The sequence below is a fragment of the Leisingera caerulea DSM 24564 genome, from assembly GCF_000473325.1.
Classification (GTDB): domain Bacteria; phylum Pseudomonadota; class Alphaproteobacteria; order Rhodobacterales; family Rhodobacteraceae; genus Leisingera; species Leisingera caerulea.
The window spans coordinates 248496-268103 of the sequence record NZ_KI421514.1 but is presented as its reverse complement, the minus strand read 5'-3'; the positions used below and the strand labels follow the sequence as shown (position 1 = coordinate 268103).

Sequence of the window (19608 nt, the reverse complement as noted above, 5' to 3'; positions counted from 1 at the left end):
CAGGTTCAGGTCAAGGGTTGATACGGCAGGCTGCCGGCGGCCCTTGCGGGAACAAATGTTGCGGAAACTGCGCTGAGGCTTCCCTTTTGTTCTGCAGTGGCATAGGCTTTGCTGCGATGCGTCATGACCGGGGAGGGAGCACATGGCAGAACAGGACAAACCCTTGCTGATCAAACGGTATGCCAGCCGCAGGCTGTATAATACCGAGACCAGCGATTACGTCACGCTGGAGGATATCGCGGGGTTTATCCGGGATGGCCGCGAGGTGCAGATCGTCGATCTGAAAACTGGCGATGACCTGACCCGCCAATACCTGCTGCAGATCATCGCGGAGCATGAAAGCCGCGGGGAAAACGTGCTGCCGGTGAATGTGCTCAACGATCTGGTGCGCAGCTACATGGTGCCCGGCGGCGGGGTGATGCCGCAATTCCTGCAGACCTCATTCGACATGCTGCGCGAAAGCCAGTCGAAGATGATGGAGAACATGAACGCGATGAACCCGATGGCGAAGATACCAGGGTTCGAGGCGGTGAAAGCGCAGCAGGAGGCGTTCCTGAAGGCGATGACCAGCGGCTTTGGCACGGCGGGCTGGACCGGCGGCGCGCGCGATGAGGAGAAATCCGACGGCGGCGGCGAGGATCTGGATGACATCAAAAAGCAGCTGGCGGAGCTGCAGGAAAAGCTGTCCAAGATGAAGTGAGCCTGAGCGGTTCGCACTGACAGCAAAGCCCCCGGTCCAGTTTGGCGGGGGCTTATTTCTTGCGCGGTCTGGCGGGGCGGATCAGGAGCCGGCTTCGACCTTCAGCACGTTGTGCAGCCGGTGATACGGGGCGTTCTTTACGATCTGATCGAGATCCTTTGCCTCAGGAGCGGGGCGCGCGCGCAGGAACAGATAGGCGCTGGCGCCAAAAGACAGGGCGCAGGCGCCGATGATCGTGCTGACGATGACAGTCTCAAGTCCCATGGCTTCAAACATGTGTTTCTCCGGTTGCACTGTCAATATAGGGGAGGAATGCTGAAAATTCCATATCACTTCCCGTCCGGCCCGATTTTGCCAGCTTCCAAAACGTGGCGGGCCAGGGAGTCGGCGCTGTCGCGTGCCTGTGCGTGGCGGCGCATGTTCACCCGTCCGCCGATTCTGGAGGCGGTGGCAAAGACAAAGCCCGAGAACGACAGAAGGGTGAGGCCGAAGGCCAGCCCGCCAGTCACCGTGCCGGCAATCGCCGCACCAAAGCTCGCCAGCAGCGCGCCGGCTGCCAGCCGCTGCGCCCATTGGCCGATGACCTGATCTGCATCGCGGGCTTGGGCTTCTGTCTCTGCCGCTTCGGTGGCAAAGGCGGTCAGCAGGTCGGCCACGGCAAGACCGCAGTCCGGGTCATTCGATGCGCGGATAGCGGCAAGCAGGGCGGCCCGTTCAGCCCGGTCTGAGATAACCGCGCTGATGATCCGGGTCAGGTCGCCCTTGGGGAGGGAATCCCCCATGCTCAGAGAGTTGGCCATGGCAACCAGCGCGGTGGCCGGGCGCCGCTTGAATTCGGACGGGGCTTTCATGGGTGGCAAGGTGAAGGGCACAAGCCTGGATTGCAATCATGAATAACCCCGGCGCAGGGCCGGGGCTTCAATTGTCAGGTCCTGGCTGAGTCTCAGGCGGCGGCCTTGCCCATGGTTTCTTCGACCGCCCCCAGCAGGATGTCCGCGATCACGTCCAGTTCAGCGCGGGTCAGGCGCACCGGCAGGCGCACGTCGCAAGCCTTCATCAGCATGGCGCGGGTCTGCGGCAGCTCGGGCAGGTCGCGCAGGAACTGCCAGTTCCAGAAGGCGCGGGCGTTGTCGGTGGACAGGCCAAAGACCTGCACCTTGACGCCCTTGGCCTCTGCGGTGGCGGCAAAGGTGCGGGTCTGGTCTCCGCTCAGGCCCACCAGGTTGAACTGGATCGAATCCGGTGCGCGGTGTTCCGGGCCCAGCGGCTGGGGCACGTCAAAGAAGCGGGAGGCGTTCAGCCGCTCCGCCACGTAATCGTAGTTGGCGAGGCCATCCCGCACCCGGCGCGCCAGCTCCGGCAGCTGCGGGCGGATCACGGCGGCGGACAGGTTGCTCATCCGCAGATTATAAAGCGGCAGCTGGTTCTGCCACTTTGAAAAAGCTTGCGCCAGATCCGGGGTGTTTTCGCCGTGCGGGCCCTTGTGCTTTTTCCAGTTGTGCTCATAGGCGCCTGACATGATCACAGCGCGGGCAATCAGGTCGGCGTCGTCAGTGATCAGGATGCCGCCTTCGCCTGCGTTGACCATCTTGTAGGACTGGAAGGAGAAGCAGCCGACCTTGCCGATGGTGCCGATGTTCCGCCCGTTCCAAGTGGTGCCCAGCGAATGGGCCGCGTCCTCGACCACCGGGATGCCGCGGGCGTCGCACAGCGCCATGATCGCATCCATGTCGGAGGTATGGCCGCGCATGTGGCTGATGATCACCGCCTGCACGCCGTCCAGCTTGGACTCGAAATCGCCCAGGTCGATGCGGTAATTCTCGCCCACTTCACACAGCACCGGCACGCAGTCGGCATGCACGACCGAGGACGGCACGGCGGCAAAGGTGAAGGCGGGGATTAGCACGCGCGCATCGCGGGGAAGGCCAAGCGCCTTCAGCGACAGGAACAAGGCTGCGGAGCAGGAGGAGACCGCAAGCGCGTATTTGCTGCCCAGCAGTTCTGCATATTCCTGTTCCAGCAGCGTGACCGGCGCGTCCTGGGGCGCGGTGTAGCGGAAGAGATCGCCGGATTGCATCAGGGTGTCGATGGCCTCGCGGGCGGCTGCGGGAATGGGTTCAGCGTCATGAACGTTGGGCGGCAGGGCCATATTTCAAAATCCTGAATTGTTTCTTCAGGAAACGTAAAACTAACTTTGACCGGTGCCAAGAGGGGACGCGGCGAAATCTGCCGCGCCCGGCAAAAATTCACAGAACTGTTGCGAAGTTGCGCGGAAACCGGCCCAAGGTCTGGGGGTCAGACCCCCAGCCGGTCGCGCAGGGCAAACCAGGTCATCGCCAGCACCAGCAGCGGCGAGCGCATCCGCGGCCCGCCGGGGAAGCGCGGAGCAGGCACGCGCGCCATGGTGTCAAACCCCTCTGCCTGCCCCTGGACGGCCTGAGCCATCAGCTGGCCCGCATGGGTGGCAGTGCCGACCCCATGGCCGGAATAGCCGGAGGCGGTCAGCACATTGGGCGCCAGCCGCGCCAGGTAGGGCATACGCTTCATGGTGATGCCCAGGGTGCCGCCCCAGGCGTAGTCGATCTTCACATCTTTCAGGTGCGGGAAGATCTCCGTCATCGGCTTGCGCACGGTGGCGGCGATATCGGAGGGGAAGCGGTAGCCATAGCTTTCGCCGCCGCCGAACAGCAGCCGTTTGTCATGGCTGAGGCGGAAGTAGTTGACCACGAACTTGGTGTCCGCCACGGCAACGTCGCGGGCCAGCACCCGGGCGGCGTCCTCGCCCAGCGGCTCAGTCGCCACGACGAAATTGTTGATCGGCATGACCCGCGCAGCCACCTGGCCGTTCAGTCCGCCAAGATAGCCGTTGCAAGCCAGGATCAGGTGATCGGCGGTGACGCTGCCGCTTGCGGTGCGCACGCGCAGCTTTACGCCTTTCTCAATATCCAGAACCTCGCTGCCCTCATGGAGCCGGGCCCCGGCGGCAGCGGCCGCGCGGGCCAGGCTGAAGACATAATTCAAGGGATGCAGATGGGCTGCGCCATGATCCAGGATGCCGCCCTTATAGGCGGGCGAGGGGCACATGGCCCAGCAGGCGTCCTTGCCGAGCAGCTCAATGCTGCTGTAGCCGTACCGGTCCTGCAAGTGGCGGCCATAGTCGTGCAGCTCCGACGCTTCCTTTTCAGAGAAGGCGGTCCAGGCGACGCCCGGCTTCAGGTGGCAGTCCTGGCCGTGGCGGGCGATCAGCGATTTGACCAGGTCCTTGGCGTCCTCGCCCAGCTGCCAGAGCTTTTGCGCCTCCGGCCCGCCCATCAGCGCCTCCAGCCCCTCCTGATCCATCCGCTGGCCGCTGCCCAGCTGGCCGCCGTTGCGGCCTGAGGCGCCAAAGCCGACGCGCTGCGCTTCCAGCAGCACAACGGACATCCCCGCCTCGGCCAGATGCAGCGCAGCCGACAGGCCGGTATAGCCGCCGCCGACGATACAGACATCCGCCTTCACCTCCCCTTCAAGGGCGGGAAACCGCTCCATCGGAATGGCGGTTGCCGCATACCAGCTGTTTGGATACTCGCCCTTGCGGTCATTGGAATAGAGCAGGTTCATCCCCATCGCGCACCTCATCAGACGCAGGCCCGCCATCAGGGCGCCCGCGCTTCATCTTTCCGTAAATACTCAATTGCACGGGCGCTGCACCGGGGCGCAGCGCCGGAGTTTCTAGACGTTCATCAGCAGATGCTCGCGCTCCCAGGGTGAGATCACCTGCAGGAATTCCTCATACTCGGTGCGTTTCACGATGGAATACACACGGGCGAATTCCGGTCCCAGAACCTCGTGCAGCTCGGTGGCCTCGTCGAACAGGTCCAGCGCCTGGCCCATGACCTGCGGGATATCGCCTTCGCCCTCATAGGCGTCGCCCTTGAACTGCTTGCGCGGGCGCTCCTCCTTGATCAGGCCGAGGTAGCCGCAGGCCAGCGACAGGGCGATGCCCAGATAGGGGTTGCAGTCCATGCCGGCGATGCGGTTCTCCACCCGCCGCGCCTCTGGCCCCGACAGCGGGATGCGGATGCCGGTGGTGCGGTTGTCGCGCGCCCATTCCAGATTGATCGGCGCGGCGTGGTCCTTCACATACCGGCGGTAGGAGTTCACATAGGGCGCCATCACCGCCAGGCCCGCGGGCAGGTGGTTCTGCAGCCCGGCGATGAAGTGATAGAACGCATCCGTCTCGCCGCCTTGCGGGCCGGAGAAGATGTTCTCGCCGGTTTCCACATCCAGGATCGAATGGTGGATGTGCATGGCAGAGCCCGGCTCATTTTCGATCGGTTTGGCCATGAAAGTGGCAAAGCAGTCATGCCGCAGCGCCGCCTCGCGGATCAGCCGCTTGAAGTAGAACACCTCATCCGCCAGCTTGACCGGGTCGCCGTGGCGCAGGTTGATTTCCAGCTGCCCGGCGCCGCCTTCCTGGGTGATGCCGTCAATCTCGAACCCCTGATGCTCCGCAAAGTCGTAGATGTCGTCGATGACGGGACCGAACTCGTCCACCGCGGTCATCGAGTAGGCCTGGCGCGCTGCCGCCGGGCGGCCGGAGCGGCCCATCATCGGCTCGATCTCTTTGGCCGGGTCGATGTTGCGGGCAACCAGGAAGAATTCCATTTCCGGCGCCACAACCGGCTTCCAGCCTTTGTCGCGGTAGAGCTGCACCACGCGCTTCAGCACGTTTCGCGGGCTGAAGGGGACCGGCTGGTCGTTCCGGTCATAGGCGTCATGGATCACCTGCAGGGTCCAGTCGCCGGTCCAGGGCGCGGCGGTGGCCGTGGACATGTCCGGCTTCAGGGTCATGTCCTTTTCGATCCAGCCGTCCTCGTCCGCGGCATCGGCCCAGTCCCCGGTGATGGTCTGGTAGAAGATGCTGTCCGGCAGATGGAAATAATCGGTCTTTGCAAATTTCGATGCCGGTACCGCCTTGCCACGGGCGATACCGGGAAGGTCCGAGATAACGCATTCAACTTCGTCGAGACGACGGCCCTCCAGATAGGTTTTTGCTGCTTCGGGAAGGGCGTCGAGCCAAGCTGACATTAGGTCCTCTCTTTCCTGTAAAACTCTGCGAGGATGGTTGCGATGTTTTGATTGTCCACGGGGGCGTCCAGATCGGCGGCGGCCCTGTCGAGCAGTTCGTCCGGGACCACGCCGCGGCCGCGCTTTTCAATCAGGCCGCCAACAAAGGGGCTGGGGAATTCGGGGTGCGGCTGCCAGGAGATGATGTGGTCGCCATAGGCCAGGATGCCGTTCCGGCAGAAATCATTTCCGCCCAGCACCTGCGCGCCCTCGGGCAGTTCCACCACCTGATCCTGATGCCAGGCGTTCAAGGTCAGCGGGCCGTCGTGCGTCTGGTAGGTGACGCGGCCCACAGCCCAGCCGCCCTCGAACTTGGCGACCTTGCCGCCAAGCGCCTGGGCGATGATCTGATGGCCAAAGCAGATGCCGGCCAGCGGCTGCTTGCTGGCATGAATGGCGCGGATCAGTTCCTCCAGCGCCGGGATCCAGGCGTGATCCTCGTAGGCGCCATGCTTGGAGCCGGTGATCAGCCAGCCGTCGGCGTCCTGCGGGCCGTCCGGGAAGATGCCGTCCACCACGGCCCAGGTCTGAAACGCGAACCCCTTGCCGTCCAGCATGTCGCGGAACATGCCGTCGTAATCGCCAAACGGTTCATACAGGTCTTCGGGGGAGTGGCCGGTTTGCAGGATGCCGATTTTCATAAGTCACCAGTCAGAAGGAGTTCGCTGCGCGGGACGGTAGCCCGCCGCCGGGACGGCGGGCAAGTGGCCGTCAGGTCAGACCGTATCCAGGTAGATCTCCACCCGCTCTTCCGGGGTGAGTTCTTCCATGTAATGCAGCTCCTGGCGCTTGGTCAGCACCATGTTGCGGATCATCTCGGCTGAGAAGAACTGCGGGATGATCTCGGAGTTCTCGAACGCGTCAATGGCGCTTTGCCAGGTGTTGGGCACCTGCGGCAGGTCCAGCGCATAGGCATTGCCGGTGATCGGCTCCGAGGGCTCGATCTTATTTTCGATGCCATAGAGCGCGGCGCCAAGGATGGCGGTCAGCATCAGATAGGGGTTCACGTCGCCGCCGGCAAAGCGGTGCTCGATCCGGCGCGCCTTGGGGCTGCCGGAGGGGACGCGGATGGCGGCGGTTCGGTTTTCGTAGGCCCAGCAGATGCCGGTGGGGGCGTGGGCGCCCGGCACCATCCGGTCATAGCTGTTGCCATGCGGCGCAAAGACCAGGGTGGAATCGCCCATTGCCTTCAGGCAGCCGCCGACAGCGTGGCGCATCGCATCGGTGCCCTTGGGGCCGCCGTCGTCAAAGATGTTGTTGCCGTCCTGATCCAGCACCGAAAAATGCGTGTGCAGGCCGTTGCCGGCGTAATCCTCGTACGGTTTGGCCATGAAGCTGGCGGCAAAGCCGTGGCGGCGGGCCAGGCCCTTGACCAGCATCTTGAACAGCCAGGCGTCATCGGCGGCGCGCAGCGCGTCGGGGCCGTGCATCAGGTTGATCTCGAATTGGCCCAGGCCCGCCTCGGAAATCGCGGTGTCGGCGGGGATGTCCATATCCTCACAGGCGTCATAGAGGTCGGTGAAGAAGGTGTCGAACTGGTCCAGCGCCCGGATCGACATGGTCTCCGCCGCCTTGCGGCGCTTGCCGGACCGCGGCGAGGTCGGCACCTGCAGGTTCTTGCCACTGTCGTCGATCAGAAAGAACTCCAGTTCGACCGCGACCACCGGGGTCAGCCCCAGCGCCTTGTAGCGGTCGACCACGGCGCGCAATGCATGGCGCGGGTCGCCGTCATAGGGGCGGCCGTCTTCGCGGTACATCCAGATCGGCAGCAGCGCGGAGTGCGATTCCAGCCAGGGCATCGGCACAAAGCCGCGCTCAGTCGGCTTCAGCACGCCATCGGCATCGCCGCTTTCAAACACCAGCGGGCTGTCATCAATATCCTCGCCCCAGATGTCCAGGTTGAGAACCGACAGCGGAAAGCGGGTGCCTTCCTCGACCGCCTTGTCGGCAAAGCGGGCAGGGACGCGCTTGCCCCGGGCCTGACCGTTGATGTCCGCCGCCGCAACGCGGATGGTGCGCACATGCGGGTTTTTCCTGAGCCAGTTCTTCATCCAATCACCTGACGGTTTCGGGGGCACCGCCGGCCGCCAGCGCCCCCGGACGGTGCGCAGCAGGGCCGGGGCAGCTTATCACCCCTGGTCCATATTTTTGATCATAATCCGGCGCAGCCTGTAGTTTGCCTATGAACTCACACGATTCTGCGGTCAGACACCCAGGCTTTGAATTTGATCAAATAATGGATACTACCGGATCAGATTAGGACGCAAGCGAAATTTTTTGCGCCGTTCCTGGGGCAGGTGCTTGTTCAGGTGTTTGTTCACGGCGCCGAAGATGGCGATGATCACCAGGGTCAGCAGGATGAAGTAGAACGCCAGGATCGGATAGGGAACGAAGGGGTTGAAGGTCTTGTCCGCGAAATAGCTGGCGTAATAGAGCGCATCGCCCTGCTGCCGCCAGGCCGGAAAGCCGGTGAAGAACACCAGCGTGGTGGCGTGGAACAAGAAGATCGCCTCGTTGGTGTAGGCGGGCCAGGCCAGCCGCAGCATGGTCGGGAAGGTGATGCGGCGGAACCGGGTCCAGCCGGACATGCCATAGGCATCCGCCGCCTCGATATCGCCCTTGGGGATCGACAGCAGCGCGCCATAGAAGATCTCCCCCGAATAGGCGGCGGTGTTGCAGAACAGCACGATCAGCGCGCCCAGCCAGGCCGAGGTGAACGGGTCGAAGAAGCTGGAAACGCTCTTGAGGCTGAGGAAGCAGGCATAGGCAAAAAAGAACTGAATGAACAGCGGGCTGCCGCGGAACACAAAGATGAACCACTCCGCCGGTTTGCGCCACAGCGGGTTGGGGCTGGACTTGCCCACCGCCAGCGCCACTGCCAGGAAAAAGCCGGTCATCAGCGCCAGCGCGCCGAAGTAGACGTTCCAAATCAGGCCGGAGCCGATCAGGGTGAAATGCTCGCACAGGGTATACTCGCCGCGCGGCAGCAGCCGTTCGCCAAACCCCAGGGAGCGGAAGGCATAGGCCTGGATGGTTTCAACGCAACTCATGCCGCTGCCTTTCTTTGAGCTTCGCCGCCGGCGGTGGCCTGGCCTTTGGTCAGCCGCTTCATGATCCGGTCCAGAACCACTTCGGACACTTTGGTGAAGCAGAGATAGAACACCAGCAGCGCGGCAAAGTACCAGACGTGCCAGTTCGGATGCGGGTATTCCGTGAAGCGCGCGGTCTTGGTGCCGCCCAGCTCCCGCGCCCAGTAAACGATGTCCTCGACCCCCAGCAGGAACAGCAGCGGTGTGGCCTTGATCAGCACCATCCACAGGTTCGAAAGGCCGGGCAGCGCATAGACCCACATCTGCGGCACCAGGATGCGCCAGAACGCCTGGCGGGTGGTCATGCCATAGGCCTCGGCGGTTTCGATCTGGGCGTGCGGAACGGCCCGCATCGCGCCGTAAAGGACATTGGCGGCAAAGGCCCCGAACACGATCGAGAAGGTCAGAACCGCCAGGAAGAAGCCGTAGGTTTCATGCACCCACTGCGGGGAGGTCGACAGCGGCAGCTTGGCCGCGTCACACACCACAAAGTCGATGCCCTGACGGATCGGCTGGTCCCAATCCGGGCATTTCACCTTGTGGCGCATCCATTCGAACGCCTGGTCCAGTGCGATGACGAAAAACAGGAAGAAGGCAATATCCGGCACGCCCCGCACGATGCTGGTATAACCCTTGCCGAACCAGCGCAGCGGCAGGAACTTAGAGCGGGCAGCGCTGGCGGCGCCAAATCCGAACAGCAGCGCAACCGGGGCGGTGATGGCCAGCAGGACCAGAACCACGACGACCGAGATATAGAGGTTCAAATGCTTGCCCGTGGTCAGGTAGCAGCTGAGCCAGCTCAGCCCCTCAAGCGTGGACGGGTCCGTGCAATAGGAAAACATGTTGGTGCCTGTCTTTCTCCGGCCGTGCCCGGCAGCATGCCTGCCGGAAGAGAATGAATGAGGCCCGCGCGCCGCAGCGGCGGGCCTGCAGATCCTGGAACAGGATCAGATTACCACTGGGAGGACACTTCCCACTTGGCGATCAGTTCGTTCAGCGAGCCGTCATCTTTCATCGACTGGATCGCCGCATCGAACTTGCCGCGCAGCTCAGCGTCCGACTCGCGGAAGCCCATGCCGACGCCGCCGCCCAGAGCTTCGGTCTTTTCGAGCATCACCAGATCGTCACCAACCACGGTGTCGAGGAAGCTCTTGTCGGCCAGAACCGCGTCAGCTTCGCCGTTGCGCACGGCGGCGACGGTTTCTTCCGGGGTGGCAAACTCAACCAGGGTCCAGCCCTGCTCGGCCACAAAGGCGGCCTGGATGGTGGTGGCCTGGGCGGCAATCACGCCGGATTCCAGGTCGATGTCTGCCGACTGGGCAACATAGGCGGACGGATCCGGCGGCGTGTAGGGCTGGGTGAAGTCAATGACCTCGTCACGCTCGTCGGTGATCGACATGCCGGCGATGATGGTGTCGTAGTTGCCGGACACCAGGTTCGGAATGATCGAATCCCAGTCGTTCTTGACCCACTCGCAGGTCAGCTCGGCACGCTTGCACAGCTCGTCGCCCAGTTCGCGCTCGAAACCGTCGATTTCGCCCGCGTCGTTGACGAAGTTCCACGGCGCATAGGCGCCTTCGGTGCCCAGGCGCACCGTCTCTGCCAGGCCCATGCCCGCGGACAGCGCCAGGGCGGCGGTGCCAAGGATCAGTGATTTCATGAGTATACTCCCGTTTTTGGTTGGTTGTTGGACTTGTTTGTTATTGCTCAATGCGCGTGGCGCGTCGAGGACAGGAAGGCGCGCAGCCGCTCGGAGCGGGTGCCGCCAAAGACTTCGTCGGGGGTGCCTTCTTCTTCGATCAGGCCCTGGTGCAGAAAGACGACGTGGCTGGAGACGTCGGCAGCCATTTTCATGTCATGGGTCACGATCATCATGGTGCGGCCTTCGGCAGCCAGGTCCTTGATCACCCTGATCACTTCCTGTTCCAGCTCCGGGTCCAGCGCGGAGGTGGGCTCGTCAAACAGCAGCGCCTCGGGCTCCATGCACAGCGCGCGGGCAATCGCGGCGCGCTGCTGCTGGCCGCCCGACAGCTGGGCCGGGTAGACGTCGCATTTGTCGCCGATCCCGACCTTGGTCAGGTAATAGCGGGCTTTCTCCTCCACCTCAGACTTGTCGCGGCCCAGCACGGTGACCGGCGCTTCCATCACGTTCTGCAGGATGGTCATATGGGCCCACAGGTTGAACTGCTGGAATACCATGCTGAGATTGGTGCGGATGCGCAGGATCTGCTTGGCGTCGGAGGGGCGGCGGTTCAGCCCCTGGCCGGTCCAGGTGACGGGTTCGCCCTTGAACAGGATCTCGCCTTCCTGGCTGTCTTCCAGCAGGTTGCAGCAGCGCAGAAGGGTGGACTTGCCCGACCCCGAAGACCCGATCAGCGAAACCACATCCCCCTTGTGGGCGGTGATATCCACGCCTTTGATCACTTCCAGCTCACCATAGGATTTGTGCAGGCCGCGGATTTGCAGAACGGGCGTTGTATCGGTCAAGGTGTCGTTGTCCCTATGAGTGGAAATTCGTTCTTATTGGACCGAAAAAAAGACCGAATGCAACGTTCAAACCGCATAAGCTGGCACCGCAGCTGCCGAAATGGCCGGTTGCGGTTCCATTTCGGACGGAGCCGTTACGTCAGCTCCGCGGTGCGGATGCGCTGGCTGGTCAGCACCGGGCCAGGCGGCGTGGGCACCGCCAGGTAGTCGCTGGGGGCGATCTGCACCAGGCCTTTCAGATGCAGCCGTTCGCGGGTGTCCGGGTCCAGGCCGCGGATGGCGGATTCGATGGCGGAAAACAGCGGCTTGGTGTCGTTGCCCAGAGCGGTGATATAGGGCAGGGCGGGCGTTGGCTCGGTGCGCTCGATCTCTGTCAGCCCAGCGGCAAAACCGTCATATTCACGGACCATTTCCCAGCTCAGCGCGTCCAGCGCGGCAAAGTCGGCGCGGCCTTCGGCAACAGCTTCGGCAGACAGCCGGTGGCCGCCGGTTTCCACCAGCGCGCCGGGCAGCACATTGCGGTCGTGAAGATGCACCATCGGCGCCGCCCAGCCCGATTGTGACAGTGCTTCGTTATAGGCAAACCGGCGGCCGGCAAAGCTGGCAAGCGGCTGGTCCGCGTCCTCCTGGCGGGCGACAAAAACGCTGTTGTAATAACCGGGCGGACAGCCGGGCAGACCATAGTCCGGGGTGCCAACAAGCTCCACCTCGCCGTAAAGCCGGGTGCGGTAGGGGCAGCCGCAGGTCTGCGACAGCAGCAGATCAGGGGATTTCCAGACCTCCCAGAAGTCGGCGCCGCGGGTCAGCCGGTCCGGCCCGCCGCCAAGATGATCGCGGATCGAGGCCCAGAACCGGTCGTTCGCCGCAGCGGTTTCCGGGCGGTCGTACATTCCGAGATGAGCAATCATAAAGCAGCCTCTGCCCGTTTGCGCGCCTTGGCGCTGTCCACGTCCGATACGCCCAGCAGGCTGGCAGACAGCCGCAGGAGCGCGTCTTCGTTCGCATCGCGGCGGCCGTCGGCCAGGGCCACCTGCCACAGCGCCTCAATCACGCCGGTGCGGTCCTCATAGACCACCGCGTCCTTGATCGCGCGGGTAAAGCGGACGGTGTCGGGCGCCTCGGCCTCCATCGCCTCGGCCTGTTCGCGCAGGATCAGCGCGCCGCCGGTGTCCAGCCCGTAGCGGGCTTTCAGGATGCGGTCGATGCGGTCTTTCTCCACTTCGGAGTAATTGTGGTCAGAGCGGGCAATCCTCACCAGCAGCGCGGTCAGTGCCAGCCGCGCGCCTTCGTCATCCAGCGTGGCAGGTGCGGGCTCCAGCAGGCGGTGCAGAAGCTCCCTGAACATCAATGCTCTCCAGCGGTGCTGCCGAGTTTCTCCTCGGCGCGCTCGCGGGCTTTCTGGCTGTCGGCGTAGGACAGCCCCATCGCCTTGCGGGCGTCCTCGACGATGGTGACCTCGCCCTCATGGGCGCTGCCGTCGGCCAGAACCACTTCCCACAGGGCGTCCAGCGCAGCGAGGCGTTCCTCAAGGCCGGTGGTTTCGCGGATCAGCCGTCCGAAGGTGTCGGTTTCCGGCGCGGCGGCGTGCAGTTTCTCGCAGGTGGCGCGCACCTTGGCGGCCTCAATCGCGTTGTGCTGGTAAAGCCGGGCCAGAATCCGGTCGATCAGGCTGATTTCCTCCAGCTGGTAGTCGCGGTCGGACTGCGCCACCCGCACCAGCAGCGCCCCCAGCGCCAGTTCGGCGTCCGGATCGGGCAGGGCCGGCGGTTCGGACGGGCGGAAAGCTTGGAAGAATTTCTTGAGCAGGGGCATTCGGTGACCTCAGTCAGCTGCGCAGCTGGGCGCGGGATTATTCGCCGTAGCCTTCGATGATTTCCATATCACCGGCGGACACCGGATCACGCAAGGCTTTGGCGTCTTGGTAGGCCACTGAATCATAGCAGGCTTTTGCGGTTGCGAAATCCTTGAATTCGATCACCACCGTGCGCGATCTCATCTGCCCTTCGCGCACTTCCTTCTGGCCGCCGCGCACCAGGAATTTGGCGCCGTAGTCGGCAAAAACGGGACCGTTGGCGCTGACGTAATCCTTGTAGCGCTCCATCTCCGCCACATCCACATGGGCCACCCAGTATCCTTTGGGCATCGGCTGCAGTCTCCCGTCTTTTTATGGTTAAATGCAGGCTGGAACAAAAGCGCGGCAAAGACAATGGGCCGGTTGTTAAGAATTTCCCCGTTCCGCCGGAAATTGCGCTCGCTTCACAGCCTCCGCGCCGGAATGCAGAACCCCCGCCTGCAAGGCGGGCGCTTTGCAGTCATGATTGCAGCAGCGGCAGGGCCGGGTCAGCCGATCTCGGCCAGGCGAGCCAGCGCTTCCTTGACCTTGGCTTCTTCCTCTTCGCGCGCGGCAAGGTTTTCACGGGCTTCTGCCACAACCTCTTCCGGGGCGGAGGCCGCGAATTTCGGGTTGTTCAGCCGCCCGCGCAGGCCGCCCAGCTCCTTGGCCAGCTTGCCCAGGGTTTTCTCGAGCCGCGCCTTCTCGGCGCCGACGTCGATCACATCCGCCAGCGGCAGGCCGAAGGAGGCGCCGGGGGCGGCGACAGAGGCGCAGCCTTTGGGGAAGCTCTCCACCTGTTCCAGCGAGGTGATGCGGGCCAGCTTCTTGATCATCGCCTCGTTCTTGTCCCAGGCCGCGCGGGCCTGATCGGAGAACTCGGTCACCACCATCGGGATCTTCGCACCGGCCGGCACATGCATCTGCGCGCGGGTCGAACGGATGTTCTCGATCGCGGTGATCACCCAGTTCATTTCGGCATCCGCTTGCGGGTTGACCAGCTCGGCGCCGTAGGCCGGCCAGTCTTCATGCACCAGCATGTTCGAACGCTTGGCAGTGTTGCCCCACAGCTCCTCGGTGATGAAGGGCATGATCGGGTGCAAGAGGATCATGCACTGATCCAGCACCCAGCCCAGCGTCTGGCGGGTTTCGGCGATCACCGCCTCATCCTCGGAGCCGAACAGCGGCTTCGACAGCTCAATATACCAGTCGCAGACCTTGCCCCAGACAAAGGCATAAAGCGCGTTGGCCGCATCGTTGAAGCGGAACGCCTCAAGGGCGGCGTCCACCTCAACCCGCACCTTGGCGGTTTCACCGATGATCCACTGGTTCACGGCCGTCTGCGCGTCTGGGCAGGCGTAGGCAGGGACGTTCGGGTCATAGACGTTGTTGAAGTGGGCAAAGTTCACCGCATTCCACAGCTTGGTGCCAAAGTTCCGGTAGCCCTTGAGCCGCTCCATATCCAGCTTCAGCACGCCGCCAAGCGCCGCCATCGCGGCGGAGGAGAAGCGCAGCGCGTCGGCGCCGAATTCCTCGATGATCTCCAGGGGGTCGACCACGTTGCCGGTGGATTTTGACATCTTCTTGCCCTTGGCGTCGCGGACCAGGCCATGCAGGTAGACGGTGTCGAAGGGGATGCGTTTCTTGACCGGCAGGTTTTCGTCCAGAACTGCCAGCTGCATCATCATCATCCGGGCGACCCAGAAGAACAGGATGTCCTGCCCGGTGACCAGGGTCGAGGTCGGGAAGTACTTCTCCATTTCCGGAGTGGTGTCCGGCCAGCCCAGCGTGCCGATCGGCCAGAGGCCGGAGGAGAACCAGGTGTCCAGCACGTCCGGGTCGCGGAACATCGGCACCTGCATCGGCCCGTCAAAGCTGCGGATCGCGCCTTCGTCCTGCACATCCATCAGCTTGACCTGTTCGGCCAGAACCTTCGCCGCTTCGTGCTGATCTGCAACGATGCGGAATTCGGTGCCTTCGGCCGACTGGAGGCGCGCCTTTTCCAGCGCCTCTTGCTCAGTTGCGGCACAGATCGGGTACCAGTCCTCCTCGCCGGGGATGTACCAGACCGGGATCTGATGGCCCCACCACAGCTGGCGCGAAATGCACCAGGGTTCGATGTTTTCGAGCCAGTGGTAATAGGTCTTCTCACCCGACTCCGGCAGGATCTTCACATCGCCGTTCTTCACCGCATCCAGAGCCGGGCCCACAACCTTTTCCGCGTCCACGAACCACTGGTCGGTCAGCATCGGCTCGATCACCACCTTGGAGCGGTCGCCGAAGGGCTGCATGATCGGCTTGTTCTCAACGTAAGGCACCTGCACCTGGACGTCTTCGCCGGTGTCCGGGTCGGTCTTGGTGACGGTCTGCATCACCGCCAGGCCTTCGCTGGTGATCTGCTCCACCACCAGTTTGCGCGCCTCGAACCGGTCGAGGCCGCGCAGGTCGTCGGGAACGAGGTTGATGGCGTCGGCCTCATTCTCTGTCAGGGTTTGCTCGCCCCTGGCCACTGCCATGGCAATACCCGCAGCCTCGGCATAGGGCGCGCCGTCGTTGCGCATCTGGCCCCTGGTGTCCATCAGGCGGTACATCGGGATGCCGCCGCGCTTGGCGACCTGGTAGTCGTTGAAATCATGCGCGCCGGTGATCTTCACCGCGCCGGAGCCGAAGTCCTTGTCCGGGTATTCGTCGGTGATGATCGGGATCAGGCGGCGGTGCTCTTTGGGGCCGACCGGGATCTCGCACAGCTTGCCGACGATGGGGGCATAGCGCTCATCCGAGGGGTGCACCGCAACCGCGCCGTCACCCAGCATGGTCTCGGGCCGGGTGGTCGCGATGGAGATATAGTCGCGTTCTTCCTCAAGGATGACGTTGCCGTCTTCGTCTTTCTCCACATAGGTGTAGGTGGCGCCGTTCGCGAGCGGGTATTTGAAGTGCCACATGTGGCCCGCGACCTCGATGTTCTCGACCTCAAGGTCGGAGATCGCGGTTTCGAAATGCGGGTCCCAGTTCACCAGCCGCTTGCCGCGGTAGATCAGGCCCTTGTTGTACATCTCCACGAACACCTTGATCACGGCGTCATGGAAGTTGGGGGAGTTCTCGTGGCCCACGCGGGTGTCGCCGTGCGCGCCCGCCATGGTGAAGGCGGTGCGGGAGAAGTCGCAGGAGGCGCCAAGGCGTTTCAGCTGCTCAACGATGGTGCCGCCGGATTTCTCTTTCCATTCCCAGACCTTCTCCAGGAACTTCTCGCGGCCCAGCTCGCGGCGCGAAGGCTGCTGGGTCTTGGCCAGCTCACGCTCGACAACCATCTGGGTGGCGATGCCCGCATGGTCGGTGCCGGGCTGCCACAGGGTGTCGTAGCCCTGCATCCGCTTCCAGCGGATCAGGATATCTTGCAGGGTGTTGTTGAAGGCATGGCCCATGTGCAGCACGCCGGTGACGTTCGGCGGCGGGATCATGATGCAATATGTGGAGGCCTCAGGCTTGGCATTTGCGCCAGCCTTGAAGCAGCCGGCCTCTTCCCAGGCCTTGTAAAGTCGGCTCTCGGCTTCGGCCGCGTTGAATGTCTTTTCCATCGCCATGCGCTCGATCCTGCGTGCGTGTAATTTCGGGTCGCGCTATCCCTTACCGAAAGGGGCGGCAAAGGGAAAGTCCCAGCGGCAACGGGGGGGGGCGGCGGCCTGCTGTGCGTTGCATCCTTCAACTTTTATGGAACCAGCGGCGGGCAGGCGCGTTTCTCTTACACTGTGCGCCCCGCGGACCCGAGGGGGACGCACCGGTCTTTCAGGCGCCATGCAGCGGCGCCGCATCTGAAGACGCCCGGCCCTTGCTGACGCGCATTCCGCGGTACGGGCCGGGCGCACGATTTCCCCTATAGCGTATTGGCCGGCTGACAGGGTCAGCCCGTGTTCCAGATTTTGCGGCGGCGTTTCTTGACCATTTCGTTGCCCGCTTCGGTGCCGTCATGGAACGTGTTGAACCATTTGTCCCAGGGGGTCTCCCAGGTGCCATAGTTGCAGTCGAAAAACCGGTGATGCAGCTGGTGAAAGAAATCGCCGACCAGGAGCTTGGCCTTGTTGCCGAATTTCACATGCTCGAACCCGGCGTGCGATGCCGGGGCGCCGATGCCATGGTGGAACAGCAGGAAGATCGCATGCACCGGATGCGAGGGCAGCAGGAAGAAGATCACCGTGTCGAACATCAGAAAGAAGCTCTCCACCGGGTGCATTGCCAGACCGGACCAGGGGCCGGTGTTGATGTTGCGGTGATGCCAGGCGTGGACCCTGGTATAGAGCACGCCGACATGCAGCAGCCGGTGCAGCCAGTAGAAGTGGAAGCCTGCCCAGATCGGGATGAAGATGGTCATGACCGTGAACCAGACCGGGTTGCTCTCCAGCGTGATCATCGTGACCCACCCGTTGGCATAGGCATAGAGGATGAAGCTCTCCCAGAAGGTCCAGAAGGTGAGCGCCGGGCCAAGGGTCCAGAACATGTTGTCCCAGACCTGGTTATTGAAGGTGAAGACCTTGGCGCCCTTCATCATCGGGCGCATGTCATAGCGGTATTCGTCCGCCTGCGTTCGGAATTTCCACAGCACCAGGTGCAGGCCGCCCGCAACCACCATCAGGATGCAGAAGTTGCGCAGCCAGATCTCGAACACCCAGTCCCAGCTGAAGGCTGCGGTGCGGTCCAGCGAAGGCGTGAAGAACATCCAGGTGAGGATCGCAAAACCCAACAGCAGCGCCCGGAGGGCCAGCGGGTTCCAGCTTTGCAGCAGGTATTTGATCGAGGCCAGCGGCTTTACCGGCCAGTCCCAATAGGGCGCAATCCGGATTGGCAGAGGGGGTGTGAAGTTCCAGACCTTGCGTTTGGGGCGCGGGCTGTTGGCGGGACCTGTCATGTCGCGTCTCTCGTTCGTGTGGTGGATATGCTGCCGGAAACCCTAGGCGGGCGGCAGGAAAACCCAGCACGGTATGTCTTGCCGGTTAGGCTAAGTTTTGCTTAGCCTGCTGCCATGACGACCCGGATTCCCTCACTCAACTGGCTGCGCGTGTTCGAGGCAGCAGCGCGCACTGAAAGCTTTGCCCGGGCAGCGGCGCAGCTGAACATGTCGGCGGCCGCAGTCAGCCAGCAGGTGAAGGCGCTGGAGACGCAGCTGGGCACGCCGCTGTTTCACCGCCACGCCCATGCGGTGACGCTGACGGAGGCGGGCAGGGCCTATCTGCCTTCGGTGCAGCAGTCGCTTTTGATGCTGGAAACTGCCACCACCGGCCTTTTCGGAGAGAGCCGGGAGCAGCGGCTGTTTGTGCAGTCGGTGCTGTTGTTTGCCCATGGCGTGCTGGCGCGCGGGCTGCCGCAGTTTCAGGCGGCGCATCCGCAGATCAACCTGGCGCTCAGCACCGGCAACCTGGCGGCGGATTTTGCCAATCAGTTCACCGATCTGCAGATCGTCTTTGGCAACCCGTCGCTGTTTGGCACCCAAGGAGACGAACTGCAGCGCGAGGTGCTTTATCCGGTTGCCCCGCCAGAGATCGCGGCGCAAATCCAGGCGCCGCAGGATTTGTTCCGCTTCGCGCTGATTGAGGTGTCCACCCACCGCGCCAGCTGGGTGCAAGTCTTTGAGCAGTTGCGGCTGTCCCACGGGCAGGCGCGCTATTTCTTTGCCGACAATTCGTTGATGGCGGCGGAGCTGTCTGCGCAAGGATTAGGCATTGCGCTGGCACGGGCGCCTGCTTCGGATGCGGCGGTCCGGGCCAGCGGGCTGGTGCGCTGCCTGCCGGACGTCGAAGTGCCGGGGCAGGAGGCTTACCATCTGATCTACCCCGACCGGGGCGCCATGCGTCCGGCAGCCAAGATGTTCAGGGACTGGCTGCTGGATTATTTGAGAACGGCCTGACCGTTACTGTCCTGTGCGGTCCAGCTTGGTGGCCAGGTGGATCAGGCTTTCCGAGGACCGCACTCCGCGCGCTTCGGCGATACGGTCGATGGTGTCATCCAGTTCCGCAGTGCTTTGCGCCACCACCTGCGCCAGCAGATCAAACCGGCCGGAGGTCGTGTGCACCACTTCCACCCCCGGCAGCTTGCGCAGCCGCGCCAGCACCTCAGGGCCAGAGCGCGGCTCGATCGACATCAGAACCGTCGCCTGCAGAGGCGGCCGGGCGTCGGCGGAAGACTTGAGCGTATAGCCGGTGATCACGCCGGTGGCTTCCAGCCGTTCGATCCGCGCCTGCACGGTGGTGCGGGCAAGGTCAAGGCGCCGGGCAAGCTCGGCCACCGGCCGGCGGGCATTCTCCCGCAGCAGGGTCATAAGGCGCTGATCGGTGTCGTCGTTCTGCATAAGTTGCCTGCGATATGACGGAAATTTTCGTCACTATAGGCAGAGTGACGAGCGG

General features: G+C 63.3%; 20 protein-coding genes. 2 read left to right on the top strand and 18 right to left on the bottom strand.

Features of this window, described 5'->3' with window-relative positions:
- Positions 1–142 precede the first annotated feature (142 nt).
- Positions 143–700: a polyhydroxyalkanoate synthesis repressor PhaR gene (phaR, locus tag CAER_RS0125835; RefSeq protein ID WP_027238084.1), complete on the top strand. Its 558-nt coding sequence runs from the start codon at positions 143–145 to the stop codon at positions 698–700.
- Between the two features lie 81 nt (positions 701–781).
- Here the strand turns inward: phaR and CAER_RS0125830 are convergent, their stop codons facing one another.
- The 17 genes from CAER_RS0125830 to CAER_RS0125750 all read right to left on the bottom strand — a co-directional run bounded on the left by CAER_RS0125830 (position 782) and on the right by CAER_RS0125750 (position 18116).
- A complete protein-coding gene (locus CAER_RS0125830; RefSeq protein WP_027238083.1) occupies positions 782–976 on the bottom strand; it encodes a hypothetical protein in 195 nt (64 codons plus the stop codon).
- A 53-nt stretch (positions 977–1029) separates the two neighbouring features.
- A complete protein-coding gene (locus CAER_RS0125825; RefSeq protein ID WP_036798025.1) occupies positions 1030–1551 on the bottom strand; it encodes a hypothetical protein in 522 nt (173 codons plus the stop codon).
- Between the two features lie 92 nt (positions 1552–1643).
- The gene (locus tag CAER_RS0125820; RefSeq protein WP_027238081.1) at positions 1644–2849 is read right to left on the bottom strand and encodes a DegT/DnrJ/EryC1/StrS family aminotransferase; all 1206 of its coding nucleotides are present in this window, start codon (positions 2847–2849) and stop codon (positions 1644–1646) included.
- A 146-nt stretch (positions 2850–2995) separates the two neighbouring features.
- A complete protein-coding gene (locus CAER_RS0125815) occupies positions 2996–4306 on the bottom strand; it encodes an NAD(P)/FAD-dependent oxidoreductase (protein WP_027238080.1) in 1311 nt (436 codons plus the stop codon).
- 105 nt (positions 4307–4411) lie between these two features.
- Complete coding sequence (locus CAER_RS0125810; RefSeq protein ID WP_027238079.1) at positions 4412–5770, bottom strand: glutamine synthetase family protein; 1359 nt, start codon at positions 5768–5770, stop codon at positions 4412–4414.
- Positions 5770–6450, bottom strand: coding sequence for a type 1 glutamine amidotransferase (locus tag CAER_RS0125805; RefSeq protein WP_027238078.1), 681 nt, complete (start codon positions 6448–6450; stop codon positions 5770–5772). Before CAER_RS0125805 ends, CAER_RS0125810 begins: the two co-directional genes overlap by 1 nt.
- 75 nt (positions 6451–6525) lie before the next feature.
- Positions 6526–7860, bottom strand: a complete 1335-nt coding sequence (locus tag CAER_RS0125800) for a glutamine synthetase family protein (RefSeq protein WP_027238077.1) — start codon at positions 7858–7860, stop codon at positions 6526–6528.
- A 192-nt stretch (positions 7861–8052) separates the two neighbouring features.
- The gene (locus CAER_RS0125795) at positions 8053–8859 is read right to left on the bottom strand and encodes an ABC transporter permease (protein ID WP_027238076.1); all 807 of its coding nucleotides are present in this window, start codon (positions 8857–8859) and stop codon (positions 8053–8055) included.
- Positions 8856–9740, bottom strand: a complete 885-nt coding sequence (locus CAER_RS0125790; RefSeq protein ID WP_027238075.1) for an ABC transporter permease — start codon at positions 9738–9740, stop codon at positions 8856–8858. The genes CAER_RS0125795 and CAER_RS0125790 overlap by 4 nt, the downstream gene beginning before the upstream one ends.
- Positions 9741–9850: 110 nt before the next feature.
- Entirely contained in the window at positions 9851–10558 is a 708-nt protein-coding gene (locus CAER_RS0125785; RefSeq protein WP_027238074.1) for a transporter substrate-binding domain-containing protein, read from the bottom strand.
- 47 nt (positions 10559–10605) lie between these two features.
- A complete protein-coding gene (locus tag CAER_RS0125780; protein WP_027238073.1) occupies positions 10606–11385 on the bottom strand; it encodes an ABC transporter ATP-binding protein in 780 nt (259 codons plus the stop codon).
- Between the two features lie 134 nt (positions 11386–11519).
- Positions 11520–12293, bottom strand: a complete 774-nt coding sequence (locus tag CAER_RS0125775) for a phosphate/phosphite/phosphonate ABC transporter substrate-binding protein (protein WP_027238072.1) — start codon at positions 12291–12293, stop codon at positions 11520–11522.
- On the bottom strand, positions 12290–12730 hold the full coding sequence (locus CAER_RS0125770; protein ID WP_027238071.1) for a tellurite resistance TerB family protein: 441 nt from the start codon (positions 12728–12730) through the stop codon (positions 12290–12292). The genes CAER_RS0125775 and CAER_RS0125770 overlap by 4 nt, the downstream gene beginning before the upstream one ends.
- Complete coding sequence (locus CAER_RS0125765; RefSeq protein WP_027238070.1) at positions 12730–13191, bottom strand: tellurite resistance TerB family protein; 462 nt, start codon at positions 13189–13191, stop codon at positions 12730–12732. Before CAER_RS0125765 ends, CAER_RS0125770 begins: the two co-directional genes overlap by 1 nt.
- 43 nt (positions 13192–13234) lie before the next feature.
- A complete protein-coding gene (locus CAER_RS0125760; RefSeq protein ID WP_027238069.1) occupies positions 13235–13528 on the bottom strand; it encodes a DUF1330 domain-containing protein in 294 nt (97 codons plus the stop codon).
- A 197-nt stretch (positions 13529–13725) separates the two neighbouring features.
- On the bottom strand, positions 13726–16797 hold the full coding sequence (locus tag CAER_RS0125755) for a valine--tRNA ligase (RefSeq protein WP_027238068.1): 3072 nt from the start codon (positions 16795–16797) through the stop codon (positions 13726–13728).
- 317 nt (positions 16798–17114) lie between these two features.
- Positions 17115–18116: a sterol desaturase family protein gene (locus CAER_RS0125750; protein ID WP_027238067.1), complete on the bottom strand. Its 1002-nt coding sequence runs from the start codon at positions 18114–18116 to the stop codon at positions 17115–17117.
- 114 nt (positions 18117–18230) lie between these two features.
- On the opposite strand from CAER_RS0125750, the gene CAER_RS0125745 reads away from it, so the two are divergent.
- Positions 18231–19112: a LysR family transcriptional regulator gene (locus CAER_RS0125745; protein WP_027238066.1), complete on the top strand. Its 882-nt coding sequence runs from the start codon at positions 18231–18233 to the stop codon at positions 19110–19112.
- Positions 19113–19115: 3 nt separating this feature from the next.
- On the opposite strand, the gene CAER_RS0125740 is transcribed toward CAER_RS0125745, so the two are convergent.
- Positions 19116–19553, bottom strand: a complete 438-nt coding sequence (locus tag CAER_RS0125740) for an Lrp/AsnC family transcriptional regulator (RefSeq protein WP_027238065.1) — start codon at positions 19551–19553, stop codon at positions 19116–19118.
- Between the last annotated feature and the right edge of the window lie 55 nt (positions 19554–19608).

Excerpts from the sequence above, each read along its gene's own strand:
- phaR (WP_027238084.1), top strand. The coding sequence starts at position 143 with ATGGCAGAACAGGACAAACCCTTGCTGATCAAACGGTATGCCAGCCGC.
- CAER_RS0125800 (WP_027238077.1), bottom strand. The coding sequence starts at position 7,860 with ATGAAGAACTGGCTCAGGAAAAACCCGCATGTGCGCACCATCCGCGTT.
- CAER_RS0125825 (WP_036798025.1), bottom strand. The coding sequence starts at position 1,551 with ATGAAAGCCCCGTCCGAATTCAAGCGGCGCCCGGCCACCGCGCTGGTT.
- CAER_RS0125795 (WP_027238076.1), bottom strand. The coding sequence starts at position 8,859 with ATGAGTTGCGTTGAAACCATCCAGGCCTATGCCTTCCGCTCCCTGGGG.
- CAER_RS0125820 (WP_027238081.1), bottom strand. The coding sequence starts at position 2,849 with ATGGCCCTGCCGCCCAACGTTCATGACGCTGAACCCATTCCCGCAGCC.
- CAER_RS0125750 (WP_027238067.1), bottom strand. The coding sequence starts at position 18,116 with ATGACAGGTCCCGCCAACAGCCCGCGCCCCAAACGCAAGGTCTGGAAC.
- CAER_RS0125805 (WP_027238078.1), bottom strand. The coding sequence starts at position 6,450 with ATGAAAATCGGCATCCTGCAAACCGGCCACTCCCCCGAAGACCTGTAT.
- CAER_RS0125755 (WP_027238068.1), bottom strand. The coding sequence starts at position 16,797 with ATGGCGATGGAAAAGACATTCAACGCGGCCGAAGCCGAGAGCCGACTT.
- CAER_RS0125770 (WP_027238071.1), bottom strand. The coding sequence starts at position 12,730 with ATGTTCAGGGAGCTTCTGCACCGCCTGCTGGAGCCCGCACCTGCCACG.
- CAER_RS0125775 (WP_027238072.1), bottom strand. The coding sequence starts at position 12,293 with ATGATTGCTCATCTCGGAATGTACGACCGCCCGGAAACCGCTGCGGCG.
- CAER_RS0125745 (WP_027238066.1), top strand. The coding sequence starts at position 18,231 with ATGACGACCCGGATTCCCTCACTCAACTGGCTGCGCGTGTTCGAGGCA.
- CAER_RS0125830 (WP_027238083.1), bottom strand. The coding sequence starts at position 976 with ATGTTTGAAGCCATGGGACTTGAGACTGTCATCGTCAGCACGATCATC.
- CAER_RS0125815 (WP_027238080.1), bottom strand. The coding sequence starts at position 4,306 with ATGGGGATGAACCTGCTCTATTCCAATGACCGCAAGGGCGAGTATCCA.
- CAER_RS0125810 (WP_027238079.1), bottom strand. The coding sequence starts at position 5,770 with ATGTCAGCTTGGCTCGACGCCCTTCCCGAAGCAGCAAAAACCTATCTG.
- CAER_RS0125760 (WP_027238069.1), bottom strand. The coding sequence starts at position 13,528 with ATGCCCAAAGGATACTGGGTGGCCCATGTGGATGTGGCGGAGATGGAG.
- CAER_RS0125790 (WP_027238075.1), bottom strand. The coding sequence starts at position 9,740 with ATGTTTTCCTATTGCACGGACCCGTCCACGCTTGAGGGGCTGAGCTGG.
- CAER_RS0125785 (WP_027238074.1), bottom strand. The coding sequence starts at position 10,558 with ATGAAATCACTGATCCTTGGCACCGCCGCCCTGGCGCTGTCCGCGGGC.
- CAER_RS0125740 (WP_027238065.1), bottom strand. The coding sequence starts at position 19,553 with ATGCAGAACGACGACACCGATCAGCGCCTTATGACCCTGCTGCGGGAG.